The sequence below is a fragment of the Streptomyces echinoruber genome (assembly GCF_014651135.1).
Taxonomy (GTDB): domain Bacteria; phylum Actinomycetota; class Actinomycetes; order Streptomycetales; family Streptomycetaceae; genus Streptomyces; species Streptomyces echinoruber.
In genome coordinates this window covers 571,146-595,410 of sequence record NZ_BMWH01000001.1, presented here as the reverse complement: position 1 = coordinate 595,410, position 24,265 = coordinate 571,146, and the positions used below count along the sequence as shown (strand labels likewise).

16 protein-coding genes are annotated in these 24,265 nt (G+C 72.1%); 10 read left to right on the top strand and 6 right to left on the bottom strand.

What is annotated here, in order from left to right:
- Positions 1-7 precede the first annotated feature (7 nt).
- A complete protein-coding gene (locus IE225_RS02430; protein ID WP_229879139.1) occupies positions 8-637 on the top strand; it encodes a TetR/AcrR family transcriptional regulator in 630 nt (209 codons plus the stop codon).
- Positions 638-864: 227 nt separating this feature from the next.
- Positions 865-1,911 (top strand): endonuclease/exonuclease/phosphatase family protein, encoded by a 1,047-nt coding sequence (locus IE225_RS02425; RefSeq protein WP_190055576.1) that lies wholly within the window; start codon positions 865-867, stop codon positions 1,909-1,911.
- 160 nt (positions 1,912-2,071) lie between these two features.
- On the opposite strand, the gene IE225_RS02420 is transcribed toward IE225_RS02425, so the two are convergent.
- Together IE225_RS02420 and IE225_RS02415 are read right to left on the bottom strand one after the other, a co-directional pair.
- Positions 2,072-3,826: an NAD+ synthase gene (locus tag IE225_RS02420; RefSeq protein ID WP_190055575.1), complete on the bottom strand. Its 1,755-nt coding sequence runs from the start codon at positions 3,824-3,826 to the stop codon at positions 2,072-2,074.
- Between the two features lie 75 nt (positions 3,827-3,901).
- Positions 3,902-5,845: a S53 family peptidase gene (locus tag IE225_RS02415; RefSeq protein WP_190055574.1), complete on the bottom strand. Its 1,944-nt coding sequence runs from the start codon at positions 5,843-5,845 to the stop codon at positions 3,902-3,904.
- Positions 5,846-6,760: 915 nt separating this feature from the next.
- Between IE225_RS02415 and IE225_RS02410 the strand changes: the two genes are divergently transcribed.
- Positions 6,761-7,243, top strand: coding sequence for an RrF2 family transcriptional regulator (locus IE225_RS02410; protein ID WP_190055573.1), 483 nt, complete (start codon positions 6,761-6,763; stop codon positions 7,241-7,243).
- On the opposite strand, the gene IE225_RS02405 is transcribed toward IE225_RS02410, so the two are convergent.
- Entirely contained in the window at positions 7,201-8,385 is a 1,185-nt protein-coding gene (locus IE225_RS02405; RefSeq protein ID WP_190055572.1) for a globin domain-containing protein, read from the bottom strand. The two genes, IE225_RS02410 and IE225_RS02405, sit on opposite strands and share 43 nt — an antisense overlap.
- A 303-nt stretch (positions 8,386-8,688) precedes the next feature.
- Between IE225_RS02405 and glnA2 the strand changes: the two genes are divergently transcribed.
- Positions 8,689-10,050 carry a gamma-glutamylpolyamine synthetase GlnA2 gene (glnA2, locus tag IE225_RS02400; protein ID WP_190055571.1) on the top strand — a complete coding sequence of 454 codons (1,362 nt, stop codon included), beginning with the start codon at positions 8,689-8,691 and terminating at the stop codon, positions 10,048-10,050.
- Between the two features lie 196 nt (positions 10,051-10,246).
- On the opposite strand, the gene IE225_RS02395 is transcribed toward glnA2, so the two are convergent.
- The gene (locus IE225_RS02395) at positions 10,247-11,323 is read right to left on the bottom strand and encodes a ferritin-like domain-containing protein (protein ID WP_190055570.1); all 1,077 of its coding nucleotides are present in this window, start codon (positions 11,321-11,323) and stop codon (positions 10,247-10,249) included.
- 436 nt (positions 11,324-11,759) lie between these two features.
- Between IE225_RS02395 and IE225_RS02390 the strand changes: the two genes are divergently transcribed.
- The gene (locus tag IE225_RS02390) at positions 11,760-14,768 is read left to right on the top strand and encodes a bifunctional [glutamine synthetase] adenylyltransferase/[glutamine synthetase]-adenylyl-L-tyrosine phosphorylase (protein ID WP_190055569.1); all 3,009 of its coding nucleotides are present in this window, start codon (positions 11,760-11,762) and stop codon (positions 14,766-14,768) included.
- A 176-nt stretch (positions 14,769-14,944) separates the two neighbouring features.
- Here IE225_RS02390 and IE225_RS02385 read toward each other — a convergent pair whose 3' ends face one another.
- Complete coding sequence (locus IE225_RS02385; RefSeq protein ID WP_190055568.1) at positions 14,945-15,814, bottom strand: phosphatase PAP2 family protein; 870 nt, start codon at positions 15,812-15,814, stop codon at positions 14,945-14,947.
- A gap of 282 nt (positions 15,815-16,096) precedes the next feature.
- Positions 16,097-17,131 carry a LacI family DNA-binding transcriptional regulator gene (locus IE225_RS02380; RefSeq protein WP_268249983.1) on the bottom strand — a complete coding sequence of 345 codons (1,035 nt, stop codon included), beginning with the start codon at positions 17,129-17,131 and terminating at the stop codon, positions 16,097-16,099.
- A gap of 398 nt (positions 17,132-17,529) precedes the next feature.
- On the opposite strand from IE225_RS02380, the gene IE225_RS02375 reads away from it, so the two are divergent.
- The 5 genes from IE225_RS02375 to IE225_RS02355 all read left to right on the top strand — a co-directional run bounded on the left by IE225_RS02375 (position 17,530) and on the right by IE225_RS02355 (position 24,249).
- Positions 17,530-18,804: an extracellular solute-binding protein gene (locus IE225_RS02375; protein WP_190055566.1), complete on the top strand. Its 1,275-nt coding sequence runs from the start codon at positions 17,530-17,532 to the stop codon at positions 18,802-18,804.
- Between the two features lie 108 nt (positions 18,805-18,912).
- Positions 18,913-19,917 (top strand): carbohydrate ABC transporter permease, encoded by a 1,005-nt coding sequence (locus tag IE225_RS02370; protein ID WP_190055565.1) that lies wholly within the window; start codon positions 18,913-18,915, stop codon positions 19,915-19,917.
- A gap of 14 nt (positions 19,918-19,931) precedes the next feature.
- On the top strand, positions 19,932-20,840 hold the full coding sequence (locus IE225_RS02365) for a sugar ABC transporter permease (RefSeq protein WP_190055564.1): 909 nt from the start codon (positions 19,932-19,934) through the stop codon (positions 20,838-20,840).
- A gap of 201 nt (positions 20,841-21,041) precedes the next feature.
- A complete protein-coding gene (locus IE225_RS02360; RefSeq protein WP_190055563.1) occupies positions 21,042-22,727 on the top strand; it encodes a glycoside hydrolase family 13 protein in 1,686 nt (561 codons plus the stop codon).
- Positions 22,728-22,875: 148 nt separating this feature from the next.
- A complete protein-coding gene (locus tag IE225_RS02355; protein ID WP_190055562.1) occupies positions 22,876-24,249 on the top strand; it encodes an alpha-amylase in 1,374 nt (457 codons plus the stop codon).
- The last annotated feature ends 16 nt before the right edge of the window (positions 24,250-24,265 follow it).

The following is a 24,265-nucleotide window of genomic DNA, read 5'->3' as shown; positions in this document are numbered from 1 at the left end:
ATCCGCAGTGAGCCTCGCCGACAGCCGGACCGCCTCCGGCACCCCGGTCAGGGGACGCCCCCGCAGCGAGGCGGTGGAGCGCGCCATCATGGAGGGCGTCATGAAGCTCCTGGAGGACGGCGTGCCGCTGGCCGAGCTGTCCGTGGAGCGCATCGCGCGCACCGCGGGCGTCGGCAAGGCCACCATCTACCGCCGCTGGAGCGGCAAGGAGGAGCTCTTCGTCGACGTGGTGCGCGCCGCCGAACCGCCGGGCCCCGAACTGCCCGGCACCTCCATGCGCGACGACCTCGTGGCGCTGCTGGAACAGCACCGCCGGCGCGGTCTGATGACCCGTTCGTCGGCGCTGCTGCACAGCGTGTACGCGCAGATGAAGAGCAGCCCCCGGATATGGGCGGCCTACCACGCCACCGTCGTCGAACCGCGCCGCAGGCTCCAGAAGGAGATCCTGCGCCGCGGCCAGGCCAACGGCGAACTGCGCGCCGACATCGACATCGACCTGGTCAACGACCTCGTCTTCGGCCCCATGCTGGTGCGCACCCTGATGCGCCCCGACGCCGACCTGCCCGAGGGGCTGGCGGAGGAGATCGTCGACAAGGTCCTGGAGGGGCTACGGCCCGTCAGCCCCCCGCCCGCGTAAGGCGCGCACCGGCCGTCGGCCCGCCCCGATGTGCGGGTTTCGTCACAGTGCCCGCCGGTCGCTCCCGCCGCTGGAACTCCCGGCGGCGACTCGTTCGTCCTCGTGCCCGGACGGCCGTCACACGACGGCGGGAACGGAGCCGTCCATCCCCTAGGGTCGTGACGCGGGGGAACGCGGGGGACGCGGGGGGAACGGACGGCGTGCACAGCAGGTGGTGAGGCGACGGTATGGCGCAGCAGGCGTACAGGACGGAGACGGTGGACGGCGGCTCGGGGCCGGGGCGCCGGGGAGCCGGCCTCCGGCGTCTGGCGCGGCGCGTCCTCGCCGGATGGCGCGGCGACCCGCGGATCTGGCGGCGCGGCCTGGTCACCGCCGCGGCGGCCGTCCTGCTGGCCCTGGTGATGCTGCTGCACGCGCGCATCCCCAACCGGATCGGCAACCTGGGCAGCCTGACGGAGACGTTCCTGCCGTGGTTCGGCCTGCTGGTGCCGGTGCTGCTCGCCGTCGCCCTGCTGCGCCGGTCGGCGACCGCGCTGATCGCCGTGCTGCTGCCGGCGCTCGTCTGGCTCAACCTCTTCGGCGGGCTGCTCACCGGCAAGCAGGCCGCCGGCGGCGACCTGACGGTGGCCACGCACAACGTCAACGCCGACAACCCCGACCCGGTCGGCACCGCCCGCGACGTGGCCGCCTCCGGCGCCGACGTGCTCGCCCTGGAGGAGCTGACCTCCTCGGCGGTGCCCGTGTACGAGCGGGCGCTGGCGTCGACCTACCGGTACCACGCGGTGCAGGGCACCGTCGGGCTGTGGAGCAGGTACCCGCTCAGCGGGGTGCGCCCGGTCGACATCCGGCTGGGCTGGGTGCGCGCGATGCGGGCCACCGTCGCCACCCCGCAGGGCGAGATCGCGGTCTACGTCGCCCACCTGCCGTCGGTCCGGGTGAAGCTGGCCGCCGGGTTCACCGCCCGGCAGCGGGACACCAGCGCCGACGCACTGGGCGAGGCCATCGCCGACGAGAGGCTGCGCCGGGTGATCCTGCTCGGCGACGCCAACGGCACCATGAACGACCGCGCCCTGAACGCCGTGACCTCCCAGATGCGCTCCACCCAGGGCGCCGCGGGCAGCGGCTTCGGGTTCAGCTGGCCGGCGTCCTTCCCGATGGCCCGCATCGACCAGATCCTCGTCCGGGGCATCGAGCCGGTCAGCTCCTGGTCGCTGCCCGCCACCGGCAGCGACCACCTGCCGGTCGCGGCGCGGCTGGACCTCACCAGGTCCTGACACCGCCGGGCCGGCAGGCGCCGTCGGCCGGGTGGCGCTGCCGGTCCGGGTGGCATCGCCGGTCCGGGAAACGCCGCCGGGCCGACAGGTACCGCCGGCCCGGCAGGCGCCGTCGCCCGACAGGCGCCGCCGGGCCGCGGCCGGGGACCGCGGTGTCGCGCTACGCCGTCTCCCGCCACCCGTTGGTGATCGGCAGGCGGCGGTCCTTGCCGAAGACCTTGGGGGAGATCTTGGTGCCCGGCGGGTACTGGCGGCGCTTGTACTCGGCGGTGTCGACCATGCGGAGGGTCTTCGTCACCAGCTCGCGGTCGAAGCCGGCGGCGACGATCGCGTCGGCGCCCTGGTCCTGGTCGACGTAGCGTTCGAGGATGGCGTCGAGGACCGGGTAGTCGGGCAGCGAGTCGGTGTCGACCTGGCCCGGGCGCAGTTCCGCGCTCGGCGGCTTGGTGATCGAGTTCTCCGGGATCGGCGGGACCTGCCCGCGCTCCTCGGCCGCCTTGTTGCGCCACTTGGCGAGGCGGAAGACCGACGTCTTGTACACGTCCTTGATGGGGCCGTAGGCGCCCACCGAGTCGCCGTAGAGCGTGGAGTAGCCGACCGCCAGCTCCGACTTGTTGCCGGGCGCCAGCACGATGTGGCCCTCCTGGTTGGAGAGGGCCATGAGCAGGGTGCCGCGCAGGCGGGACTGGAGGTTCTCCTCGGCCAGGCCGGTCAGGTGCAGCGCGTCCATGTACGTGTCGAACATGGGGGCGATCGGCACCGTGCGGAAGTTCAGGCCGGTGCGGCGGGCCAGCTCGGCCGCGTCCTCCTTGGAGTGCTCGGAGGAGTACCGGGACGGCATGGACACGCCGTAGACGTTCTCCGGGCCCACCGCGTCGCAGGCGATCGCGGCGACCAGCGCGGAGTCGATGCCGCCGGACAGGCCCACCAGCACGGACCTGAAGCCGTTCTTGCGCACGTAGGCGCGCAGGCCCACCACCAGGGCGGTGTAGACCTCCTCGTCGTCGTCGAGGCGCTCGGCGTAGTCGCCGGTGTGCACCGGCTCGTACGGCTGAAGGGGCTCCTCGGACAGCACCACGCGGTCGATGCGCAGCCCGTCGTCGACCACGCCGTCCGGCGCGTCGGGCGACGCGGCCGGCAGGTCGAGGTCGAGCAGGAAGCAGCCCTCGTCGAACTGCGGGGCGCGCGCCACGACCCCGCCGTCGGCGCCGACGACGATCGAGTCGCCGTCGAAGACCAGCTCGTCCTGGCCGCCGACCATGGCGAGGTAGGCCGTGGTGCAGCCGGCCTCCTGGGCGCGCTTGCGGACCAGCTCCAGGCGGGTGTCGTCCTTGTTGCGCTCGTAGGGGGAGGCGTTGATCGAGACCAGCAGGCCGGCGCGGGCGGTGCGCGCCGCCGGGACGCGGCCGCCGTCCTGCCACAGGTCCTCGCAGATGGCGAGGGCGATGTCGATGCCGTGCAGGCGCAGCACCGGCATCGTGTCGCCGGGCACGAAGTAGCGGAACTCGTCGAAGACGCCGTAGTTGGGCAGGTGGTGCTTGGCGAAGTTCAGCACCACCCGGCCGCGGTGCAGCACCGCCGCCGCGTTCTGCGGCGTGCCGGCCGGCTGGCCGTACTTGGGCTGGGCGGTCTCGCAGCGGTCGAGGTAGCCGACGAGCACCGGCAGCTCGCCGAGGCCCTCGTCGGCCAGGCGGGCGGCGAGGGCGCGCAGCGCGGCCCGGGACGCCTCCACGAAGGAGGACCTCAGGGCCAGGTCCTCGACGGGATACCCGGTCAGCGCCATCTCCGGGAACACCGCGAGGTGGGCTCCCCGCTCGGCGGAGTGCCGGGTCCAGCGGACGATCGTCTCGGTGTTCCCGGCGAGATCGCCGACGCGCGAGTCGGTCTGGTTGAGGGCGAGGCGAAGTTGAGGCACGCGGCCAGTGTAATCGTCAAAAAGACGCAATGGGGTGGTGCGGGTCACCCCGCACCACCCCGTCGACGGCGGTGATCAGCGCCGTCGGTAGGACTCGACGTAGCCGTTCGCGGGCGTGCCCACGCCGGTGACGTCGTCGTAGCCCTTCACGGCCTTCAGCGAGCTGTCCTTGCCCAGGCTGCGGACCGAGGTGGTCAGGCCGCCGGTGGCGTCGTGGCCGTTGACGTAGTCGACGCGGGCGACGGCCAGGCCGTAGCCGGTCGGGTCGTCGGTGACGTCGTGGTAGACCTTCGACCCGTAGCGGGCGTAGATGGCCGGGTTGGCGAAGCCGATCGGCTTGCCGCCGCGGGCCTCCTGCGCCAGGGCCTGGACGGCGGCGATCACCGGCGCGGCGAGCGAGGTGCCGCCGATGCGGTACTCGTCGTACGCCTGCGTCCTGCCGTCGGGCAGGGTCTGGGTCTGGCCGACCCTGAAGCCGGTGTTGGGGTCGGCGATCGCCGCGATGTCCGGCACGACGCGGTTGCCGGTGGCGTGGTACGCCCGGGCGAGCGCGTCGGGCACGACGCCCTTCTGGTAGTACGGCTCGGCCACGGTGCGGCTGGTGCCGCCGCCCGCGCCCGAGGTGAAGGAGCCGGGGAAGCCGGTCCAGCTCTTGCCGTCGGCCGACAGCACGGCCTTCTCGGTGCCCCAGCCGGTCTCCCACAGGTACGTGTTGTTCTTGCCGACGGCCAGCGAGGTGCCGCCGACCGCCGTCACCCAGGCCGAGTTGGCCGGGGTGTCGACCTGCTTGGTGCCGGTGTTGGCGACCTCGTCGCCGTTGTCGCCGGAGGAGAAGTAGAAGCCGATGCCCTCCACCGCGCCGAACTGGAAGACCTGGTCGTAGGCGGCGGCCAGGTCCGGCGTCTGGTTGGCCTCGATGTCGCCCCAGGAGTTGGAGACGATGTCGGCCAGGTGGTTGTCGACGATCTTGCTGAGCGAGTCGAGCAGGTCGTCGTCGTAGCAGGACGCGGCGCCGACGTAGGTGACGTCCGCGGCCGGCGCGACCGCGTGCACGGCCTCGACGTCGAGGGTCTCCTCGCCGTACCAGCCGGCCGCCCCGCACGCCTCGGTCCTGGTGTAGTTCTTCGGCAGCACCTGGTGGAGCTGGCCGGTCCTCCAGCGCGCGTCGCCGTGCTTGGCGGCGTAGGTCGCCGCGTCGTAGGCGATGGTGGGGGAGGCGTAGGCGTCGGTGATGGCGATGCGGACGCCCCGGCCGGTGTACGTGCCGGCGCCGTAGGCGGCGCGCAGCTGCTTGCCGGTGTAGCCCTGGACGGCGTACGGCACGGTGTGCCCGTAGGCCTGCGGCAGCGTGGTCGCCGGGTTCGAGCCGTAGTAGGTCGAGAACGGCGGCGCGTTGCGGAAGACGGTCTCCGGCGGTGGCAGCTGGTCGTGGTGGCTCGCCTTGTGCGGGGCGTTGTCCAGACCGGTGACGGTCAGCACGGCGCCGCGCACGCTGTCGGGCACGGTGGCCTGGGCGGCCGGGGCGCGGTAGGTCCTCGACCCCTTGGTGTAGTTGTGGAGCTGGGTGCCGAACGCCTTCTCCGCGGCGGCCACGTCGCCGGAGACGGCGACGTAGTGCCGCGTGACGGCGGTGACTTCCAGGCCGGCCGAGGTCAGCCAGGACTTCACGGCGGCCACCTGGGCCTTGGTCGCGCCGAAGCGCGCCTGCGCCTGACGGGCGCTCAGGTACTTGCCGTAGTCGGCGGAGTGCGGGTCCGAGACGGCCCTCGCGTAGGCGGCGAGGCCGCTGGCGTCCCGCCCGGCGAGGTAGACCCGGGCCGAGACGCGGGCGCTGTCGGAGGCCGCGCCCTTGTCCGCCTTGGCCGTGGCCCACGCGGGCTTGGTGCCCGCGAGCGTGGACCGGCCGGGATGGTCCGCGGCGTGCGCCGCGGGTATGCCGAGCGCCAGCGCGCCGGCGAGCATCGGCAGCGTCGCCGCCAGGCTCACTCCGGCACGCACGGTGGCGCGGTTGGATCTCATGAAACCCCCTGCTATGCGGTTCGTCGCATGGAGTGGTCTGTCGTCGCCGATCCGGCAGGCCCGCGGCGGGAAGGCCCGGGGATCATGCGATGGGGGCCACTCTTTCGGATGAACCGTTCATGCCAGGGGAATGAACAGGCCAAGAGAAACCCAAGGAACCGTCATCACGGGCGATTTGAGCGCTTCGTCCTGTGAACGGGGCTTCGCGCCGTGCTCCTTGAGCACCTCCGTCGCGCGTGCGCTCGCCGAGCGTTGCGTGTCGGCCGTGTCCGGCGCGAGCCGTTTCCCCACGCCTCCCGCGCCCCGCGCACCGGGCGACGCGCCCCTTCGTCGCCCAGCTCTGGGCGGAGGACGGCCCGCGCCCCCGCGCGCCGGGCGACGCGGCCTCGCGCCGTGTGCCGCCGCTCTGGTGACGGTCCGTCACGTGCTGGGGGCGGAGTACCTCGTCCTTCTCGTCCTTCTCGGCCTTCTCGTCCTTCTCGGCCTTCTGGTCGCGGAGCCGGCGCTCGCGGCGGCCAGTGGCACCCGGTTGCGTCGGCGGGCGCGCTCGGTGCGCCGCACCTCTTCCCTGTGCGCCGTACTCGCCGCAGTGCCGCTGCTGTCGGCGGAACCCATGGGTGTGTCCTTCGGCGGGAGGTCGGCGACGGTCGGGCCCGCCGATCGTAGTGCGGGACGTGCCCGGACGGGCCGGCGACGGCATCCACGAGGCTCACGCATCCCATGCATCCCGCGGACCCCGCGGACCCCGCGGACCCCGCCCGCGAAGTCCGCGATGTCCACAGGAGCCGCTCGTGAGGCCCGCGGCGTCCGCGACGTTCGCGAGATCCGCCGGGCCGCGAGGTGCGCGAGGTGCGCGAGGTGCGCGAGGTGCGCGAAAAATTTGAAGCGGGGATGCGCATTATTTACGCTCGCGGTATGCGGCTTTTGCGATCCACCGACCTGGCGCTGCGCGTGCTGATGCGGCTCGCCGTGGCGGGAGACACCACGCCGACGACCCGGGACGTGGCCGCCGACATGGAGGTGCCCTACACGCACACCGCGAAGGTCGTGGCCGAGCTGCAGCACATGGGCCTGGTCGACGCCCGCCGCGGGCGGGGCGGCGGGCTCGCGCTGACCGGCCGGGGACGCACCGCGTCGGTGGGCGCCGTGGTCCGCGCCTTCGAGGGCGACGGCGAGGTGGCGGACTGCGAGGGGCACGCGCAGGCACCCTGCCCGCTGAACTCCGGGTGCCGCCTGCGGGGCGCCCTGCGCCGGGCCCAGGAGGCGTTCTATGCCTCCCTGGACCCGGTCACCCTGGCGGACCTCGTGGGCAGGCCCACCGGCCCGCTGCTGCTGGGCCTGCCCACGGTCGGCCGTCAGTCCCGGGCCAGCCAGAGGTCGGGGCCGAAGACCTCGTAGTGGATGTCGGCCGGGGCCACGCCCTTGCCGATCAGCTGGCTGCGCACCGCCCGCAGGAACGGCAGCGGGCCGCACAGGTAGGCGCGGGTGCCGGAGGCGACCGGCAGGGCGGAGAGGTCGACCAGCCCGGTGCGGGCGCCGGCCGGGGCGTCCTGCTCGTACCACAGGTGCAGGGCCGCGTCCGGCAGCTTCGCCGTGTACGCCTCGTGGTCGGCGCGCAGCGCGTGGTGGGCGGGGGAGCGGTCGCCGTGCACCACGGTGACCGGACCGCGGTGGCCGCTGCCGGCGAGCTGCGCCAGCATCGCGATCATCGGGGTCACCCCGATCCCGGCGGAGGCCAGCAGCAGCGGCGTGTCCTCGGTGGCGTCCAGCACGAGGTCGCCGAACGGCTCGGACAGCTCCAGGACGTCGCCCTCCCGCACCTGCTCGTGCAGGTGGTTCGACACCTCGCCGTCGGGCGTGCCCTCGCCGCGCACCCGCTTGACGCTGATCTGCCGCACCGTGCCGCCCGGTGTCCCGGACAGGCTGTACTGGCGTATCTGGCGGGCGCCGTCGGCGAGTTCGACGCGCACGGACACGTACTGGCCGGCGCGGAAGTCCGCCACCGGGCCGCCGTCCACCGGGCGCAGCCGGAAGGTGGCGACGTCGTCGGTCTCCCGGATCCGTTCGACGACCTCCCAGCGGCGCCACACGGTGCCCCCGCGCTCCTCGTACAGCCGCTTCTCCAGCGCGATCAGCGCGTTCGCCATCAGCCAGTAGACCTCGTCCCAGGCCGCGGCGACCTCGGGGGTGACGGCCTCGCCGAGGACGCCGGCGATGGCGGCGAAGAGGTGCTCGTGGACGATGCCGTACTGGTCCGGGGTGATGCCCAGGGAGGCGTGCTTGTGGGCGATGCGGCTCAGCATCACGTCCGGCCGCTGCTCCGGGTGCTCCACGAGGTGGGTGGCGAAGGCGGCGATGGCGCCGGCCAGCGCCTGGCGCTGGGTGCCGGCGGCCTGGTTGCCGCGGTTGAACAGGTCGCGCAGCAGCTCCGGGTGGGCGGCGAACAACCCGGCGTAGAAGCGCTCGGTGATCTCACCGATGGCCGCTCCGACGGCGGGAAGGGTGGCGCGCACGGTCGCGGCGGACTGTTCCGACAGCATCGGGAACTCCTCGGGGTCGACTGGGCGGCACCGTAATAAAATTTGCATCTGGTATGCAAATTAACGGGTGGGCGGGGCGGTGCCGGGCCGGCGGCGCCCGTTACGGATGCGGGCGCGGGCAGGCAAGATGGGCCCCACAGCAGTACGCCCGCCGGATGCCGTGCGTTCACGCCGGGATCGGCCCGCCGATCGCGGTCCGCACCATGCGTGACATGGTGGTGTGGTGGGATGCTCAGGTGCCCGGCCGCCTCCGGTCCCTCCCGGAGGAAGGCGGCCTGACCAGCAAGGATGGGGAAGCGGAAGATGGACAAGCAGCAGGAGTTCGTGCTCCGGACGCTGGAGGAGCGCGACATCCGGTTCGTACGCCTGTGGTTCACGGACGTGCTCGGCTTCCTCAAGTCCGTGGCCGTCGCCCCGGCCGAGCTCGAGCAGGCGTTCGACGAAGGCATCGGTTTCGACGGCTCGGCCATCGAGGGCTTCGCCCGGGTCTACGAGTCCGACATGATCGCCAAGCCGGACCCGTCCACCTTCCAGATCCTGCCGTGGCGCGCCGAGGCCCCCGGCACCGCCCGCATGTTCTGCGACATCCTCATGCCGGACGGCTCCCCGTCCTTCGCCGACCCCAGGTACGTGCTCAAGCGCGCCCTGGCCCACGCCTCCGACCTGGGCTTCACCTTCTACACCCACCCGGAGATCGAGTTCTTCCTGCTGAAGGACAAGCCGGTCGACGGCTCCCGCCCCACCCCGGCCGACAACTCCGGCTACTTCGACCACACCCCGCAGAACATCGGCATGGACTTCCGCCGCCAGGCGATCACCATGCTGGAGTCGATGGGCATCTCCGTGGAGTTCTCCCACCACGAGGGCGCCCCCGGCCAGCAGGAGATCGACCTGCGCTACGCCGACGCCCTGTCCACGGCGGACAACATCATGACGTTCCGCCTGGTGATGAAGCAGGTGGCGCTGGAGCAGGGCGTGCAGGCGACGTTCATGCCGAAGCCGTTCTCCGAATACCCCGGCTCCGGCATGCACACCCACCTCTCCCTCTTCGAGGGCGACCGCAACGCCTTCTACGAATCCGGCGCCGAGTACCAGCTCTCCAAGGTCGGCCGCTCCTTCATCGCGGGCCTGCTGCGGCACGCCGGCGAGATCTCCGCGGTGACCAACCAGTGGGTCAACTCCTACAAGCGCATCTGGGGCGGCGCCACGCGCACCGCCGGCGCCGGCGGCGAGGCCCCGTCGTACATCTGCTGGGGCCACAACAACCGCTCGGCCCTGGTCCGCATCCCGATGTACAAGCCCGGCAAGACCGGCTCGGCGCGGGTGGAGGTCCGCTCCCTCGACTCGGGCGCGAACCCCTACCTCGCCTACGCGGTGCTGCTGGCCGCCGGCCTGAAGGGCATCGAGGAGGGCTACGAGCTGCCGCCCGGCGCCGAGGACGACGTCTGGGCCCTCTCCGACGCCGAGCGCCGCGCCCTCGGCATCGAGCCCCTCCCGCAGAACCTGGGCGAGGCCCTCACCCTCATGGAGCGCAGCGACCTCGTCGCCGAGACCCTCGGCGAGCACGTCTTCGACTTCTTCCTGCGCAACAAGCGGCAGGAGTGGGAGGAGTACCGCTCCGAGGTCACCGCGTTCGAGCTGCGCAAGAGTCTGCCGGTGCTGTAGGCGCGGGTCGGGGCGGGTGCACCGCCGATACGGCGAGCGGGGCCGGCGGTCGTGGACCGCCGGCCCCGCGGCGTCTCACCCCCCGGGCCGTCCCTGGGCCGTCCGGCGCCGGCTCGGGACGGCGCCGGTTCGGGACGGCGCCGGCCGCGCGGCGGGTGGCGAGGGCGTCCCCCCGGACACCGGGCACGGCGTCCGGTCAGGTGTCGACGTAGCGGAACTCCGGCCCGTACGTCTTCCCTCCCCCGCCGGGCAGCGGCCGGCGCATCAGCGCCCGGGCCGGCTCCTGCAGGGTGAACATCTGACTCACGGCCTTGTTCAGCAGCTCCTTCGCCTTGGCCGGCAGATCCGTCCGCCATGCCTGCTCCAGAGCGCGCAGCATGCTGCTGTACGACTGATTGAAGGAATCCAGCAGTTTTCTCGTCTCCGGGTCCGGGACGGCGGAATTCCCCGCCCCCCAGCCGCCCTTCGGCACCCTCCCCATGGGCAGCGTCCGCGGCATCCGTATCTCGTCTCCTTCGAAGTCCCATCGCGCGGGATTCTCCGAGACCCTGATCAGTTTGCGTCCGTGGAGGATTTCCCGGAACACGTAGAAATGGGCCAGTTCGCCGACCGCCCCGGGATACGGGTTCTCCGGTGACGCCGAGGTGCCTTCCCCCTGTTCCCTGATCACCTTGATCGCTGCCTCGACCTGCGGGAAAGAGGTGATGGCGACGACATTGTTCCCGGCCCCGTGATGCGCCATGTTCCGGGTGAGCTGCCGAGCGCCGGTGATCAGGTCGGCGTGACCGCGAAACGCCTCGAGGACGGCGGCGTAGAAGCCGCCTATCGTGATGCGGGGCGACCTGCCGACCAAGGAAATCGGCTCCTCGGGCTGTTCCATACGGGAGAACATGTCGAGCGACTCGCGTGTCAGGCCGCCCAGCGAAACGGAGAGCCCCGGCCGCACACCGCCGGGCAGCGGTCCCGGGTATTTCGGCACCACGTTCTCGTCCGCCAGGCGCGGCGTGCCACCGATGGTGGTGAGAAGGTTGCCCACCAGGCCCAGATGCGACATCTCGTCGAAGACGACCTCCTTGAGGGCGTCGAAGACGTCCGAGTCCTCGTCCGGATTCTCGATCGACCACATGCCGCAGAGATAGGGCGGAAGCGTCGCCAGCTCCAGCATGACGGCCTGTTGCAGCGCGTCCTTCAACCAGTCGGCGTCCCGGTGCTCGGGAGGCTGCTGCAGCAGCTCGGTGATGTCGTTGCTTTCGTAAGCGAGAAGCCTGGTCACGGCTACGTCCCCTCGGTGCGCCGGCGACGATCCTGCAGTACCCGATCCGTATGTCGTTCCACGGCATACGGTGGCGCATCCGCGGAGCCGCCTCGCGCGGAAGTCGACGTTGCGTCCTGGCTCATGTCGATATCTCTCCGTATCCCTTTTCCTTTTTCATGGAAGCCCCGGGCCGGAAAGATCGCATCTCGGCGCCGACGGCCTGGTTGCCCTTTCCACTGTTGAATTACTCAACAGGGAAAATGAAGAGAATTCGCGCTTTCGTGAGGCGGACTGCCCGGCGGACTCCGGCGAAGGCCCCCACGGGTTCGCCACCGGCCCGGCTCCCGTGCCGGGCACTCCGGTTAGGCTCGAGCCGTACGACCGACCTTGATCCGATCTCCCACCGGTGCGACGGCGACCGGTGCGATCGGGCGGAAGCAGACGGGAGGCCGGGATGACGGCGCCGGGGCGCAGGAGCAGTACCTTCACGCGGCTGCTGCGGCACGGCTTCACCGATGCCTCGGCCGCCGAGCGGCTGCTGGACGGCCCGGAGCTGGCGCCGCTGCGCGACGACCCGGTGCTGCTGGAGGCGCTGGGCGCGACCGCCGACCCGGACCTGGCGCTGCGCGGGCTGGTGCGGCTGCTGGAGGCGCAGCAGGAGCCGGCCGCCCGCCGGGAACTGCTGGACACGCTGATCTCCGCCAAGCCGCTGCGGGACCGGCTGCTCGGTGTGCTCGGCGCCTCCGCCGCGCTCGGCGACCACCTGGCCCGGCACCCGCGGGACTGGCAGGTGCTGGTCACCTACGAGCCGCAGGACCTGCACCCCGGCGTGGCGGAGTTCGAGCGGCGGCTCGCCGAGGCCGCCGACCCGGTCGCGCTGCGCGTCGCCTACCGGCGCTGCCTGCTGTCGATCGCCGCCCGGGACGTGTGCGGCACCATAGACGTCGCCGACACCGCCGCCGAGCTCGCCGACCTGGCCACCGCGACCCTGCGCGCCGCGCTGCGCATCGCCGGCGCCGCCGCGCCGGAGGACGCCCGGCTGTGCCGGCTCGCCGTCATCGGCATGGGCAAGTGCGGCGGCCACGAGCTGAACTACGTCTCCGACGTCGACGTCATCTTCGTCGCCGAGGCCGCCGAGGGCGCCGACGAGGGCAAGGCGCTGCGCGCCGCGACCCGGCTCGCCTCGCACCTGATGCGGATCTGCTCCGAGACCACCGTCGAGGGCTCCATCTGGGCCGTCGACGCCAACCTGCGCCCCGAGGGCCGCAACGGCCCCCTCGTGCGCACCCTCAGCAGCCACCTCGCCTACTACCAGCGCTGGGCCAAGACCTGGGAGTTCCAGGCGCTGCTCAAGGCCCGCCCGGTGGCCGGCGACGCGGAGCTGGGCGAGCAGTACCTCGCCGCCGTCTCGCCGCTGGTGTGGCAGGCCGCCGAGCGGGAGAACTTCGTCTCCGACGTGCAGCGCATGCGGCAGCGCGTGGTGGACAACCTGCCCGCCGCCGAGGCCGAGCGGGAGCTGAAGCTCGGCCGGGGCGGGCTGCGCGACGTCGAGTTCGCCGTGCAGCTGCTGCAGCTGGTGCACGGCCGCTCCGACCCCTCGCTGCGCAGCGGCAGCACCCTGGACGCCCTCAAGGCGCTCGCCGCCGGCGGCTACGTCGGCCGCGAGGACGCCGCCCGCCTGGACGAGGCCTACCGCTTCCTGCGCTCCATGGAGCACCGCATCCAGCTGCACCGGCTGCGCCGCACCCACCTCGTCCCCGAGGACGAGGCCGACCTGCGCCGCCTGGGCCGCTCCCTGGGCCTGCGCACCGACCCGGTCGCCGAGCTGCACCGCGAGTGGCGGCGGCACGCCACCGCCGTACGCCGCCTGCACGAGAAGCTGTTCTACCGCCCGCTGCTCGACGCGGTCGCCCAGCTCGCGCCCGGCGAGGCCCGGCTCAGTCCGGAGGCGGCCCGGGAACGGCTCGTCGCGCTCGGCTACGCCGACCCGGCCGCCGCCCTGCGCCACCTGGAGGCCCTGGCCTCCGGCGTCACCCGCAAGGCCGCCATCCAGCGCACGCTGCTGCCGGTGCTGCTGGGCTGGTTCGCGGACTCCGCCGACCCGGACGCGGGCCTGCTCAACTTCCGCAAGGTGTCGGACGCGCTCGGCAAGACGCCCTGGTACCTGCGGCTGCTGCGGGACGAGGGCGCCGCCGCCGAGAACCTCGCCCGCGTGCTGTCCGCCGGCCGGCTCGCCCCCGACCTGCTGATGCGTGCCCCGGAGGCGGTGGCCCTGCTCGGCGACGGCGACGGGGCCGGACCCGGCGGCGGGCTCGAACCCCGCTCCCGCGCCCACCTGGAGCAGGAGATCATGGCCGCGGTCGGCCGCGCCGCCGACGCCGAGCAGGCGGTCACCGTCGCCCGCGGCGTGCGCCGCCGCGAGCTGTTCCGCACCGCCGCCGCCGACATCGTCGGCTCCTACGGCACCGGCAGCCAGCCCGCCGAGGCCGACCAGGGCGCGCTCGTCGACCGGGTCGGCGCCGCCGTGTCCGACCTGACCGCCGCCACCCTCGCCGGCACCCTGCGCGCGGTCGTCCGCGACCACTGGGGCGACACCCTGCCCACCCGGTTCGCGATCATCGGCATGGGCCGGTTCGGCGGCCACGAACTCGGCTACGGCTCCGACGCCGACGTGATCTTCGTCCACGAGCCGCGGGACGGCGTCGGCGAGCGCGAGGCGGCCGAGGCCGCCAACAAGGTCGTCGCCGAGATGCGCCGCCTGCTGCGGCTGCCCAGCCTCGACCCGCCGCTGATCATCGACGCCGACCTGCGCCCAGAGGGCCGCTCCGGGCCGCTGGTGCGCACCCTGAAGTCGTACGCGGCCTACTACCGCCGCTGGTCCCTGGCCTGGGAGTCGCACGCGCTGCTGCGCGCCGAGCCGGTCGCCGGCGACGAGGAGCTCGGCCGGCGCTTCGTCGAGCTGATCGACCCGCTGCGCTACCGCCCGCACGGCCTCGACGAGGACGCCGTGCGCGAGATCCGCCGCCTCAAGGCCCGCATGGAGTCCGAGCGGCTGCCGCGCGGCGCCGACCCGAGGCTGCATGCCAAGCTCGGGCCCGGTGGCCTGTCCGACGTGGAGTGGACCGTGCAGCTGCTGCAGCTCCAGCACGCCGCCCGCGAGCCCGGCCTGCGCACCACCCGCACCCGCCGGGCCCTCGCCGCCGCCCGCGACGCCGGCCTCATCGGTGCGGAGGACGCCGCCGTCCTCGACGAGGCCTGGGTGCTGGCCACCCGCGTGCGCAACGCCGTGATGCTGGTGCGCGGCCGGGCCGGCGACACCTTCCCCACCGACAGCCGCGAACTCGCCGCCGTCGGCCGCTACCTCGGCTACGGCCCCGGCCGCGTCGGCGACATGCTCGACGCCTACCGCCGCACGACCCGCAGGGCCCGGGCGGTGATGGAGCGGCTGTTCTACGGCGGGTGACCCGCGGCACACCGCCAGGTGCCCGCGGCACACCGCCAGGTGCCCGCCGCGCACCGCCGGACGACCCGCCGCGCACGCCGGGCGATACGCCGCGCACGCCGGGCGATACGCCGCGCACGCCGGGCGATACGCCCGCGGCCCCGCGCACCGCCGGACGACCGGCTGCCGCCGGAACGCTAGGCCGCCCGGTCGGCCGGACCGGCCGGTTCCGGTGTCTCGGGCGGCCGCTGCCGCGGCACGTGCCGCGGCAGCGCGTGCGGCAGCGCCCCGTACCACACCCGGGCCACCCCGTAGCCGAAGGCCAGGCAGGCCACGCCGCCCACCGCGTCGAGCCAGAAGTGGTTGGCGGTGGCGACGATGACCACCAGTGTCGCCACCGGGTACAGCAGGCCCAGCACCCGCGCCCACGGCACCCGGGCCAGCGCGAAGAGGACCAGCCCGCACCACAGGGACCAGCCGATGTGCATGGACGGCATGGCGGCGTACTGGTTGGACATGTGCTTCAGGTCGCCGGAGGCCATCGACCCCCAGGTGTGGTGCACGGCGACGGTGTCGACGAAGCCGCCGTGCGTCAGGCGGGGCGGGGCGAGGGGGAAGAGGTAGTAGCCGACGAGGGCGACGCCGGTCGTCGCGAACAGCACCAGGCGGGCCGCCGCGTAGCGGCCGGGATGACCGCGGTACAGCCACACCAGCACACCGAGGGTCACCACGAAGTGCAGCGTGGCGTAGTAGTAGTTCATGCCGACGATCAGCCAGGTCACCGAGTCCGCCACGTGGTTGACCGAGCGTTCGACGGCGATGCCCAGCTGCTGCTCGACGTGCCAGACGAGGCCGGCGTTGCGCAGCGCCTCGCCCCGCTGCTCGGGGACGGCGTTGCGGATGAGCGAGTACGTCCAGTAGCTGACCGCGATCAGCAGGACCTCGAACCACAGCCGGGGGCGGCGCGGAGCACGGGGCAGGCGCAGCGGCCCCTGCCCCGCTGCCCGGGCGGGGGGCACGGCGGCCTCGCGGCGGCCTCCCAGAGACGTCACCGTGCTGTCACCCATAGGCTCCGGTCCTGTCACCCATAGGTACAGAGTCTGCCAGAAGCGCCCGCCCCCGCCGATCATCCCCCGGTCGGGTCAGGGCCGGGCATCCTACGGCGTCCGCGGGCCCCGCCCTCCTCCTCGCGCAGGGCGCCCCGGGGGGCGTCTCCGACCGGGGGAGGAACCGGGGTCAGGGGTCCGGGGGTCCGGGGGTCCGGGGTTCCGGGGCCCGGGGGCAAGGGACAGGGACCCGGAGGTCAGGGGGGGCAGGGCCCCGGAGGTCAGGGGGCAGGGCCCCGGAGGTCAGGAGCGGCCGCGCTCCCCGGGCGCGGACGCGGTCGAGCCGCGCACCACCAGCTCCGGCATGAACACGAACTCGCTGTGCGGCGCGGGCGTCCCGCCGATCTCCTCCAGCAGCGTGTTCACCGCCGCCTGCCCCATCGCCGGGACCGGCTTGCGGATCGTGGTCAGCGGCGGGTCGGTGAACGCGATCAGCACCGAGTCGTCGAAACCGACCACCGACACGTCCCGCGGCACCTCGAGCCCCCGCTGCCGCGCTGCCCGGATCGCCCCCAGCGCCATCATGTCGCTGGCGCACACCACGGCCGTGCAGTCCCGTTCGATCAATGCGCCGGCCGCCGCCTGCCCGCCCTCCAGGGTGTAGAGGGAGTGCTGGATCAGCTCGGACTCGATCTGCTCGGTCCGCAGGCCCAGCAGGTCCTGCATCGTGCGCACGAAGCCCTCGATCTTGCGCTGCACCGGCACGAACCGCTTCGGGCCGAGGGCCAGCCCGATCCGCGTGTGGCCGAGCGAGACGAGGTGGGTCACCGCGAGCGCCATCGCCGCCCGGTCGTCGGGGGAGATGAACGCCGCCTGCACCTTCGGCGAGAACCCGTCGACCAGCACGAACGGCACCCCCTGGGCGCGCAGCCGCTCGTAGCGGGTCATGTCGGCGGTGGTGTCGGCGTGCAGTCCGGAGACGTAGATGATGCCGGCGACCCCGCGGTCCACCAGCATCTCCGTCAGTTCGTCCTCGGTGGAGCCGCCCGGCGTCTGGGTCGCCAGCACCGGGGTGTAGCCCTGCCGCGTCAGCGCCTGCCCGATGACCTGCGCGAGCGCCGGGAAGATCGGGTTCTCCAGCTCGGGGGTGATCAGACCGACGAGCCCCTCGCTGCGCTGCCGCAGCCGCACCGGCCGTTCGTAGCCGAGGACGTCGAGGGCGGCCAGGACGGCCTGGCGGGTGGTGGCGGCGACGCCCGGCTTCCCGTTCAGGACCCGGCTGACCGTCGCTTCGCTCACCCCTGCCTGCGCGGCGATGTCGGCAAGCCGTGTGGTCACACCATTGGACTGTACCGGGCGTATGTCGCCCTGCGCACCGGCCGGACGCCGGGTGCGGGCCGTCGCACGGCCGGCTGCGGGCTGCTGCCTCATCGAGCTCCCTCGGGGTGTGGTCGGCGACGGTCCGTCTCGGATGATTCCGGTACCGGTGGCGTATGGCAAGAGCTTGCAGAGTCTTGCACAAGCAGTCTCCGCCCCGCTCCACGAGGTGAGACGGTCACAGCCGGATAACTCCCGTATCCTCCGCCATTTTTTCGCTGCAAGGTCTTTCGCAAACCTTGCATCGCTGTTACGTTCTCGGTCGCCCGGCCGCGGCAACGGCGCAGTCGGCAAGCAGGCGGGACGGCAGACGGGGCCGCTTCCGCCCCCCACGGGCTTTCACCCTCAAGGAGAACTACATGCGGCGTGGCATAGCGGCCACCGCGCTGGTGGCGTCCCTCGCTCTCGCGGCGACGGCCTGCGGCGGCGGCAGCGACAGCGACGGCAAGGCGGACGGTCCGGTCACCCTCACCTGGTGGGACACCTCCAACGGCACCAACGAGGCGCCGACGTACCGGGCCCTGGTCAAGGACTTCGAGAAGGCCAACCCCGGCATCAAGGTCAAGTACGTCAACGTCCCCTTCGACCAGGCGCAGAACAAGTTCGACACCGCCGCCGGTTCCCAGGGCGCCCCCGACGTGCTGCGCTCCGAGGTCGGCTGGACGCCCGCCTTCGCCAAGAAGGGCTACTTCCTGCCGCTGGACGGCACCGAGGCCCTCGCCGAGCAGGGCAAGTTCCAGCCCAGCCTGATCAAGCAGGCCCAGTACGAGGGCAAGACCTACGGCGTGCCCCTGGTCACCGACACCCTCGCGCTGGTCTACAACAAGGAGCTGCTGAAGAAGGCCGGCATCAGCGCCCCGCCGAAGACCTGGGACGAGCTGAAGTCCGACGCCGCCAAGGTCAAGGACAAGACCGGCGCCGACGGCTACTGGGGCTCCACCCAGGCCTACTACGCGCAGACCTTCCTCTACGGCGAGGGCACCGACACCGTCGACGCGGGCGCCAAGAAGATCACCGTGAACTCGGCGCCCGCGAAGAAGGCCTACGGCACCTGGCTGAGCCTGTTCTCCGGCAAGGGCCTGCACAAGGCCGACACCACCGCCGACGCCTACGCCCACATCCAGGACGCGTTCACCAGCGGCAAGGTCGCCATGATCATCCAGGGTCCCTGGGAGATCACCAACTTCTACAAGGGCGCCGCCTTCAAGGACAAGGCCAACCTCGGCATCGCCACCGTCCCGGCCGGCTCCACCGGCAAGGCGGGCGCCCCGACCGGCGGCCACAACCTGTCCGTCTACGCCGGCTCGGACAAGGCCCACCAGCAGGCGGCCCTGAAGTTCGTGAAGTTCATGACCTCGGCGAAGTCCCAGGAGACCATCGCCCTGAAGAACTCCACGCTGCCCACCCGCTCCGACGCCTACACCGCGCAGGTCAAGGCCGACCCCGGCATCGCCGGCTACCAGGCGGTCCTGTCCGCCGCCCAGCCGCGCCCGGCGCTGCCCGAGTACAGCTCCCTGTGGGGCCCGCTCGACACCGAACTGCCCAAGATCGCGGGCGGCAAGGAGTCCCTGGACCAGGGTCTGGGCAAGGCCGAGACCGCCATCGCCAAGCTGGTCCCCGGCTTCAGCAAGTGAGCCCGTGCGGCCGCCGGGTCCCTTTCCACGGGGGAGGGGCCCGGCGGCCGCCGGCCCGTGCCCGGTCAGCCCTCACCGCCGTAGAGAACTTCCAGAAGGTGTCGCACCATGACAGTCGCCATCGACCGCGGGATCGGCAAGAGCCGCGGTGACCGTGCGCCGCGGCCCGGGCCGGGCCGGCGTCTGCAGCACGCCCTGCACCGGCACTGGTACGCGTACGCGATGATCGCGCCCGTCGTGATCGTCCTCGGCGTCCTCGTGCTGTACCCGCTCGCGTACGGCTTCTACCTCACCCTCACCGACGCCAACAGCCTCAACTCGGCGCGCACGATCGGCGTCCACCACATCGACGCGACCTACCAGTTCATCGGCCTGGACAACTACCAGGACGTGCTGTTCGGCCCGACCGCCTACGACCGGTTCTGGTCGCACTTCCTGTGGACGGTGGTGTGGACCGCGGTGTGCGTCACCCTGCACTACACCATCGGCCTGGGACTGGCGCTGCTGCTCAACCAGAAGCTGCGCGGCCGCACCCTGTACCGGGTGATCCTGGTGCTGCCGTGGGCCGTGCCCACCTTCGTCACCGTCTTCGGCTGGCGCTTCATGCTCGCCGACGGCGGCATCCTCAACACCGCCCTGGACGCGCTGCACCTGCCCACGCCGCTGTGGCTGGAGGACACCTTCTGGCAGCGCGTCGCCGCCATCCTCGTCAACACCTGGTGCGGCGTGCCGTTCATGATGCTCTCGCTGCTCGGCGGCCTGCAGGCCATCGACGGCTCGCTGTACGAGGCGGCCGAGATGGACGGCGCGAACGCCTGGCAGCGGTTCCGCCACGTCACCCTTCCGGGGCTCAGATCGGTCAGCTCGACCGTCGTCCTCCTGGGGGTCATCTGGACGTTCAACCAGTTCGCCATCATCTTCCTGCTGTTCGGCAACACCGCCCCGGACGCCTCCATCCTCGTCACCTGGGCCTACTACCTCGGCTTCGGACAGCAGCCGCGTGACTTCGCACAGTCCGCGACGTACGGCATCCTGCTGCTGGCCATCCTGATCGTCTTCACCTCCTTCTACCGCCGCTGGCTCAACCGCAACGACCAGCAGCTCGCGATCTGAGGCAGGAGTCCGAAATGAGCACGACCGCAGTCGACCCCTCCGCCGCGGTGACCGAGCGGCCCGCCGCGGCTCCCGCGCGCCGGACCCGCCGCCGCGGCCGGCCCGGCGCCGGCGCGGCCGCCGCCTCGCACGCCGTGCTGATCGTGGCGAGCTTCGTCGCGTTCTTCCCGGTGGCCTGGCTGGTCTTCCTCTCCCTGGGCCCGGACAAGGACGACTACCTCCACCCGGGTGAGATCTGGCACAAGATGACGCTGGACAACTACGCGTTCGTCCTGCAGCACACCGGGTTCTGGGACTGGCTGAGGACCACGCTCGTCGTCACCCTCGGCACCACCCTCATCGGCGTCGTGATCGCCGCCAGCAGCGGCTACGCCGTCTCCCGGATGCGCTTCCCGGGCTACAAGAAGTTCATGTGGGCGCTGCTGGTCACCCAGATGTTCCCGGTGGCCATCCTCATGGTGCCGATGTACCAGATCCTGTCGGAGTTGCGGCTCATCGACACCTACCTCGGCCTGATCCTGGTGTACTGCACCACCGTCGTGCCCTACAGCGCGTGGCTGCTCAAGGGCTACTTCGACACCATCCCCTTCGAGATCGACGAGGCCGGGCGCGTCGACGGGCTCAGCCCCTTCGGCACCTTCCTGCGGCTCGTGCTGCCGCTGGCCAAGCCGGGCCTGGCGGTCGCCGCGTTCTACAACTTCCTCACCGCCTTCGGCGAGGTCGCCTTCGCTTCGACCTTCATGCTGAGCGAGGACAAGTACACCTTCGCCGTGGGGCTGCAGAGCTTCATCAGCGAGCACGACGCGCAGCGCAACCTCATGGCCGCCACCGCGGTGCTGATCGCCGTACCGGCCTCCGCGTTCTTCTACCTCGTGCAGAAGAACCTGGTCACCGGCCTCACCGCGGGCGGCACCAAGGGCTGACGCCCGCACCCCGGCAGGACTCCCGCGCGCCTGTCCGCGCGGGTGGGCGGCCGCGGTGTCCTCCCCGCTCGAGGAGCGGGGAGAGAATCCAGGACCCCGCCGGCACCGCGGCCGCCCCGCACGCCCCCGCCCGCCCCCGTCCGCCTCCGCCACCGCGCCCACGCGCCCACGATCCGAACACCGCTACCCATCAAGGACGCCATGAGCCAGCAGCACACTGCAGCCCCGGCCGACACGCCCGCCTCCGCCACCGCCGTCGCCCGGCACCGCGACTGGTGGCGCGACGCGGTGATCTACCAGGTCTATCCGCGCAGCTTCGCCGACAGCAACGGCGACGGCATGGGCGATCTGGAGGGCGTACGCTCCCGCCTGCCCTACCTGCGCGACCTGGGCGTGGACGCCGTGTGGCTCAGCCCCTTCTACGCCTCGCCGCAGGCCGACGCCGGCTACGACGTCGCCGACTACCGGGCCGTCGACCCCATGTTCGGCACCCTCCTGGACGCCGACGCCCTCATCCGCGACGCGCACGCGCTCGGCCTGCGCGTCATCGTCGACCTGGTGCCCAACCACTCCTCCGACCAGCACGAGTGGTTCCGGCGTGCGCTCGCCGAGGGCCCCGGCTCCCCGCTGCGGGAGCGCTACCACTTCCGCCCGGGCAAGGGGAAGAACGGTGAACTGCCGCCCAACGACTGGGAGTCCATCTTCGGCGGCCCGGCCTGGACCCGGGTCACCGAGCCCGACGGCACGCCCGGCGAGTGGTACCTGCACCTCTTCGCGCCCGAGCAGCCCGACTTCAACTGGGACCACCCCGCCGTCCACGACGAGTTCCGCTCCATCCTGCGCTTCTGGCTCGACATGGGCGTCGACGGCTTCCGCATCGACGTCGCCCACGGCCTGGTCAAGGCCGACGGCCTGCCCGACCTGGGCACCAGGGACCAGGTGCGGCTGCTGGGCAACGATGTCATGCCGTTCTTCGACCAGGACGGCGTGCACGACATCTACCGCCAGTGGCGCCGCATCCTCGACGAATACGCGGGCGACCGCATCTTCGTCGCCGAGGCCTGGACGCCGACCGTCGAGCGCACCGCCCACTACGTCCGCCCGGACGAGCTGCACCAGGCCTTCAACTTCCAGTACCTGAGCACCTACTGGGACGCCGGTGAGCTGCGGGACGTCATCGACCGCACCCTGGAGGCGATGCGGCCGGTCGGCGCCCCCGCCACCTGGGTGCTGTCCAACCACGACGTCACCCGCCACGCCACCCGCTTCGCCAACCCGCCCGGCCTGGGCACCCAGATCCGCGCCGCCGGCGACCGCGAGCTCGGCCTGCGCCGCGCCCGGGCCGCCACGCTGCTGATGCTGGCCCTGCCCGGTTCGGCCTACGTCTACCAGGGCGAGGAACTGGGCCTGCCCGACGTGGTCGACCTGCCCGACGAGGTCCGCCAGGACCCGGCGTACTTCCGCGGCGCCGGCCAGGACGGCTTCCGCGACGGCTGCCGGGTGCCCCTCCCGTGGACGCGCACCGGGCCCTCCTACGGCTTCGGCGACGGCGGAAGCTGGCTGCCCCAGCCGACGTGGTGGGGCGAGCTGAGCGTCGAGGCCCAGCAGGGCGTGCCCGGTTCCACCCTGGAGCTGTACCGCGCCGCCCTCGCCGCCCGCCGCGAGCACCCCGACCTCGGCGCCGGCGACAGCGTCGAGTGGCTGCCGGCCCCCGAGGGCGTCCTCGCCTTCCGCCGCGGCGACTTCGTGTGCGTCGCCAACACCACCGGCTCGCCGGTGACCGTGCCGTCCCACGGCCGCGTGCTGCTGGCCAGCGGCGAGGTGACGGAGACGGACGGCAAGGCCAGGGTGCCGGCCGACACGACGGTGTGGTGGACGGCCGCCTGAGCTTTTTCCCTCAACTTTCCCCGGCCCGCTGCCTTCTCAGGCGGCGGGCCGTTCCCTACCATCTTCGTCGCCGCAACTTTGCTGAAACATTCAGCAAGAGCATTCAGCGGTTCTCCCCACTCCCTTCAATGACGAAGGAACCCCACACATGGCGCGCAGAACCCTTCTGGGGGCCGTCGCCCTGGCGACCGCTTCCGTTGTCATGTTCCCAACCACCGGGCACGCCTCCCCGCCCGGCACCAAGGACGTCACCGCCGTCCTCTTCGAGTGGAAGTACGCCTCGGTCGCGCAGGAGTGCGCCCGCACCCTCGGCCCCGCCGGCTACGGCTACGTCCAGGTCTCCCCGCCCGCCGAGCACATCCAGGGCGCGCAGTGGTGGACGTCGTACCAGCCGGTGTCGTACAAGATCGCGGGCCGCCTCGGCGACCGCGCGGCCTTCCGGAACATGGTGGACACCTGCCACGCGGCCGGCGTGAAGGTCGTCGTCGACACGGTGATCAACCACATGTCGGCGGGCGGCGGCACCGGCACCGGCGGCTCGTCGTACACCAAGTACGACTACCCCGGCCTGTACTCCTCGTACGACTTCGACGACTGCACGGCCCGGGTGAGCGACTACTCCGACCGCTGGAACGTCCAGCACTGCGAACTGGTCGGCCTCGCCGACCTCGACACCGGCGAGGAGTACGTCCGCAAGACCATCGCCGGGTACCTGAACGACCTGCTGTCCCTCGGCGTGGACGGCTTCCGCATCGACGCGGCCAAGCACATCGACACCGCCGACCTGGCCGACATCAAGAGCCGGCTGACCAACCCGTCCGCGTACTGGAAGCAGGAGGTCATCTACGGAGCCGGCGAGGCCGTCCAGCCCACGGAGTACACGGGCAACGGCGACGTCCAGGAGTTCCGCTACGCCTACGACCTCAAGCGGGTGTTCACCAACGAGAACCTCGCCTACCTGAAGAACTACGGCGAAGGATGGGGCTACCTGAAGAGCTCCGTCGCCGGCGTCTTCGTCGACAACCACGACACCGAGCGCAACGGCGCCACCCTGAACTACAAGGACGGGGCGGACTACACCCTCGCCAACGTCTTCATGCTGGCCTGGCCCTACGGCGCCCCGGACATCAACTCCGGCTACGAGTGGTCCGACCCGGACGCCGGACCGCCCAACGGCGGCACGGTGGGCGCCTGCTGGCAGGACGGCTGGAAGTGCCAGCACGCCTGGCCGGAGATCAGGTCCATGGTCGCCTTCCGCAACGCCACCCGCGGCCAGCCGGTCACCAACTGGTGGGACAACGGCAACGACTGGATCGCCTTCGGCCGGGGCAGCAAGGGCTATGTGGCGATCAACCACGAGTCGGGCAGCATGACCCGCACCTATCAGACGTCCCTGCCGGCGGGCACGTACTGCGACGTGCAGAACAACACGACGGTGACGGTGAACGGCTCCGGGCAGTTCACGGCCACCCTCGGCCCGAACACGGCCCTGGCCATCTACGCGGGCAAGTCCAGCTGCTGATCAGGGGCAGGCACAC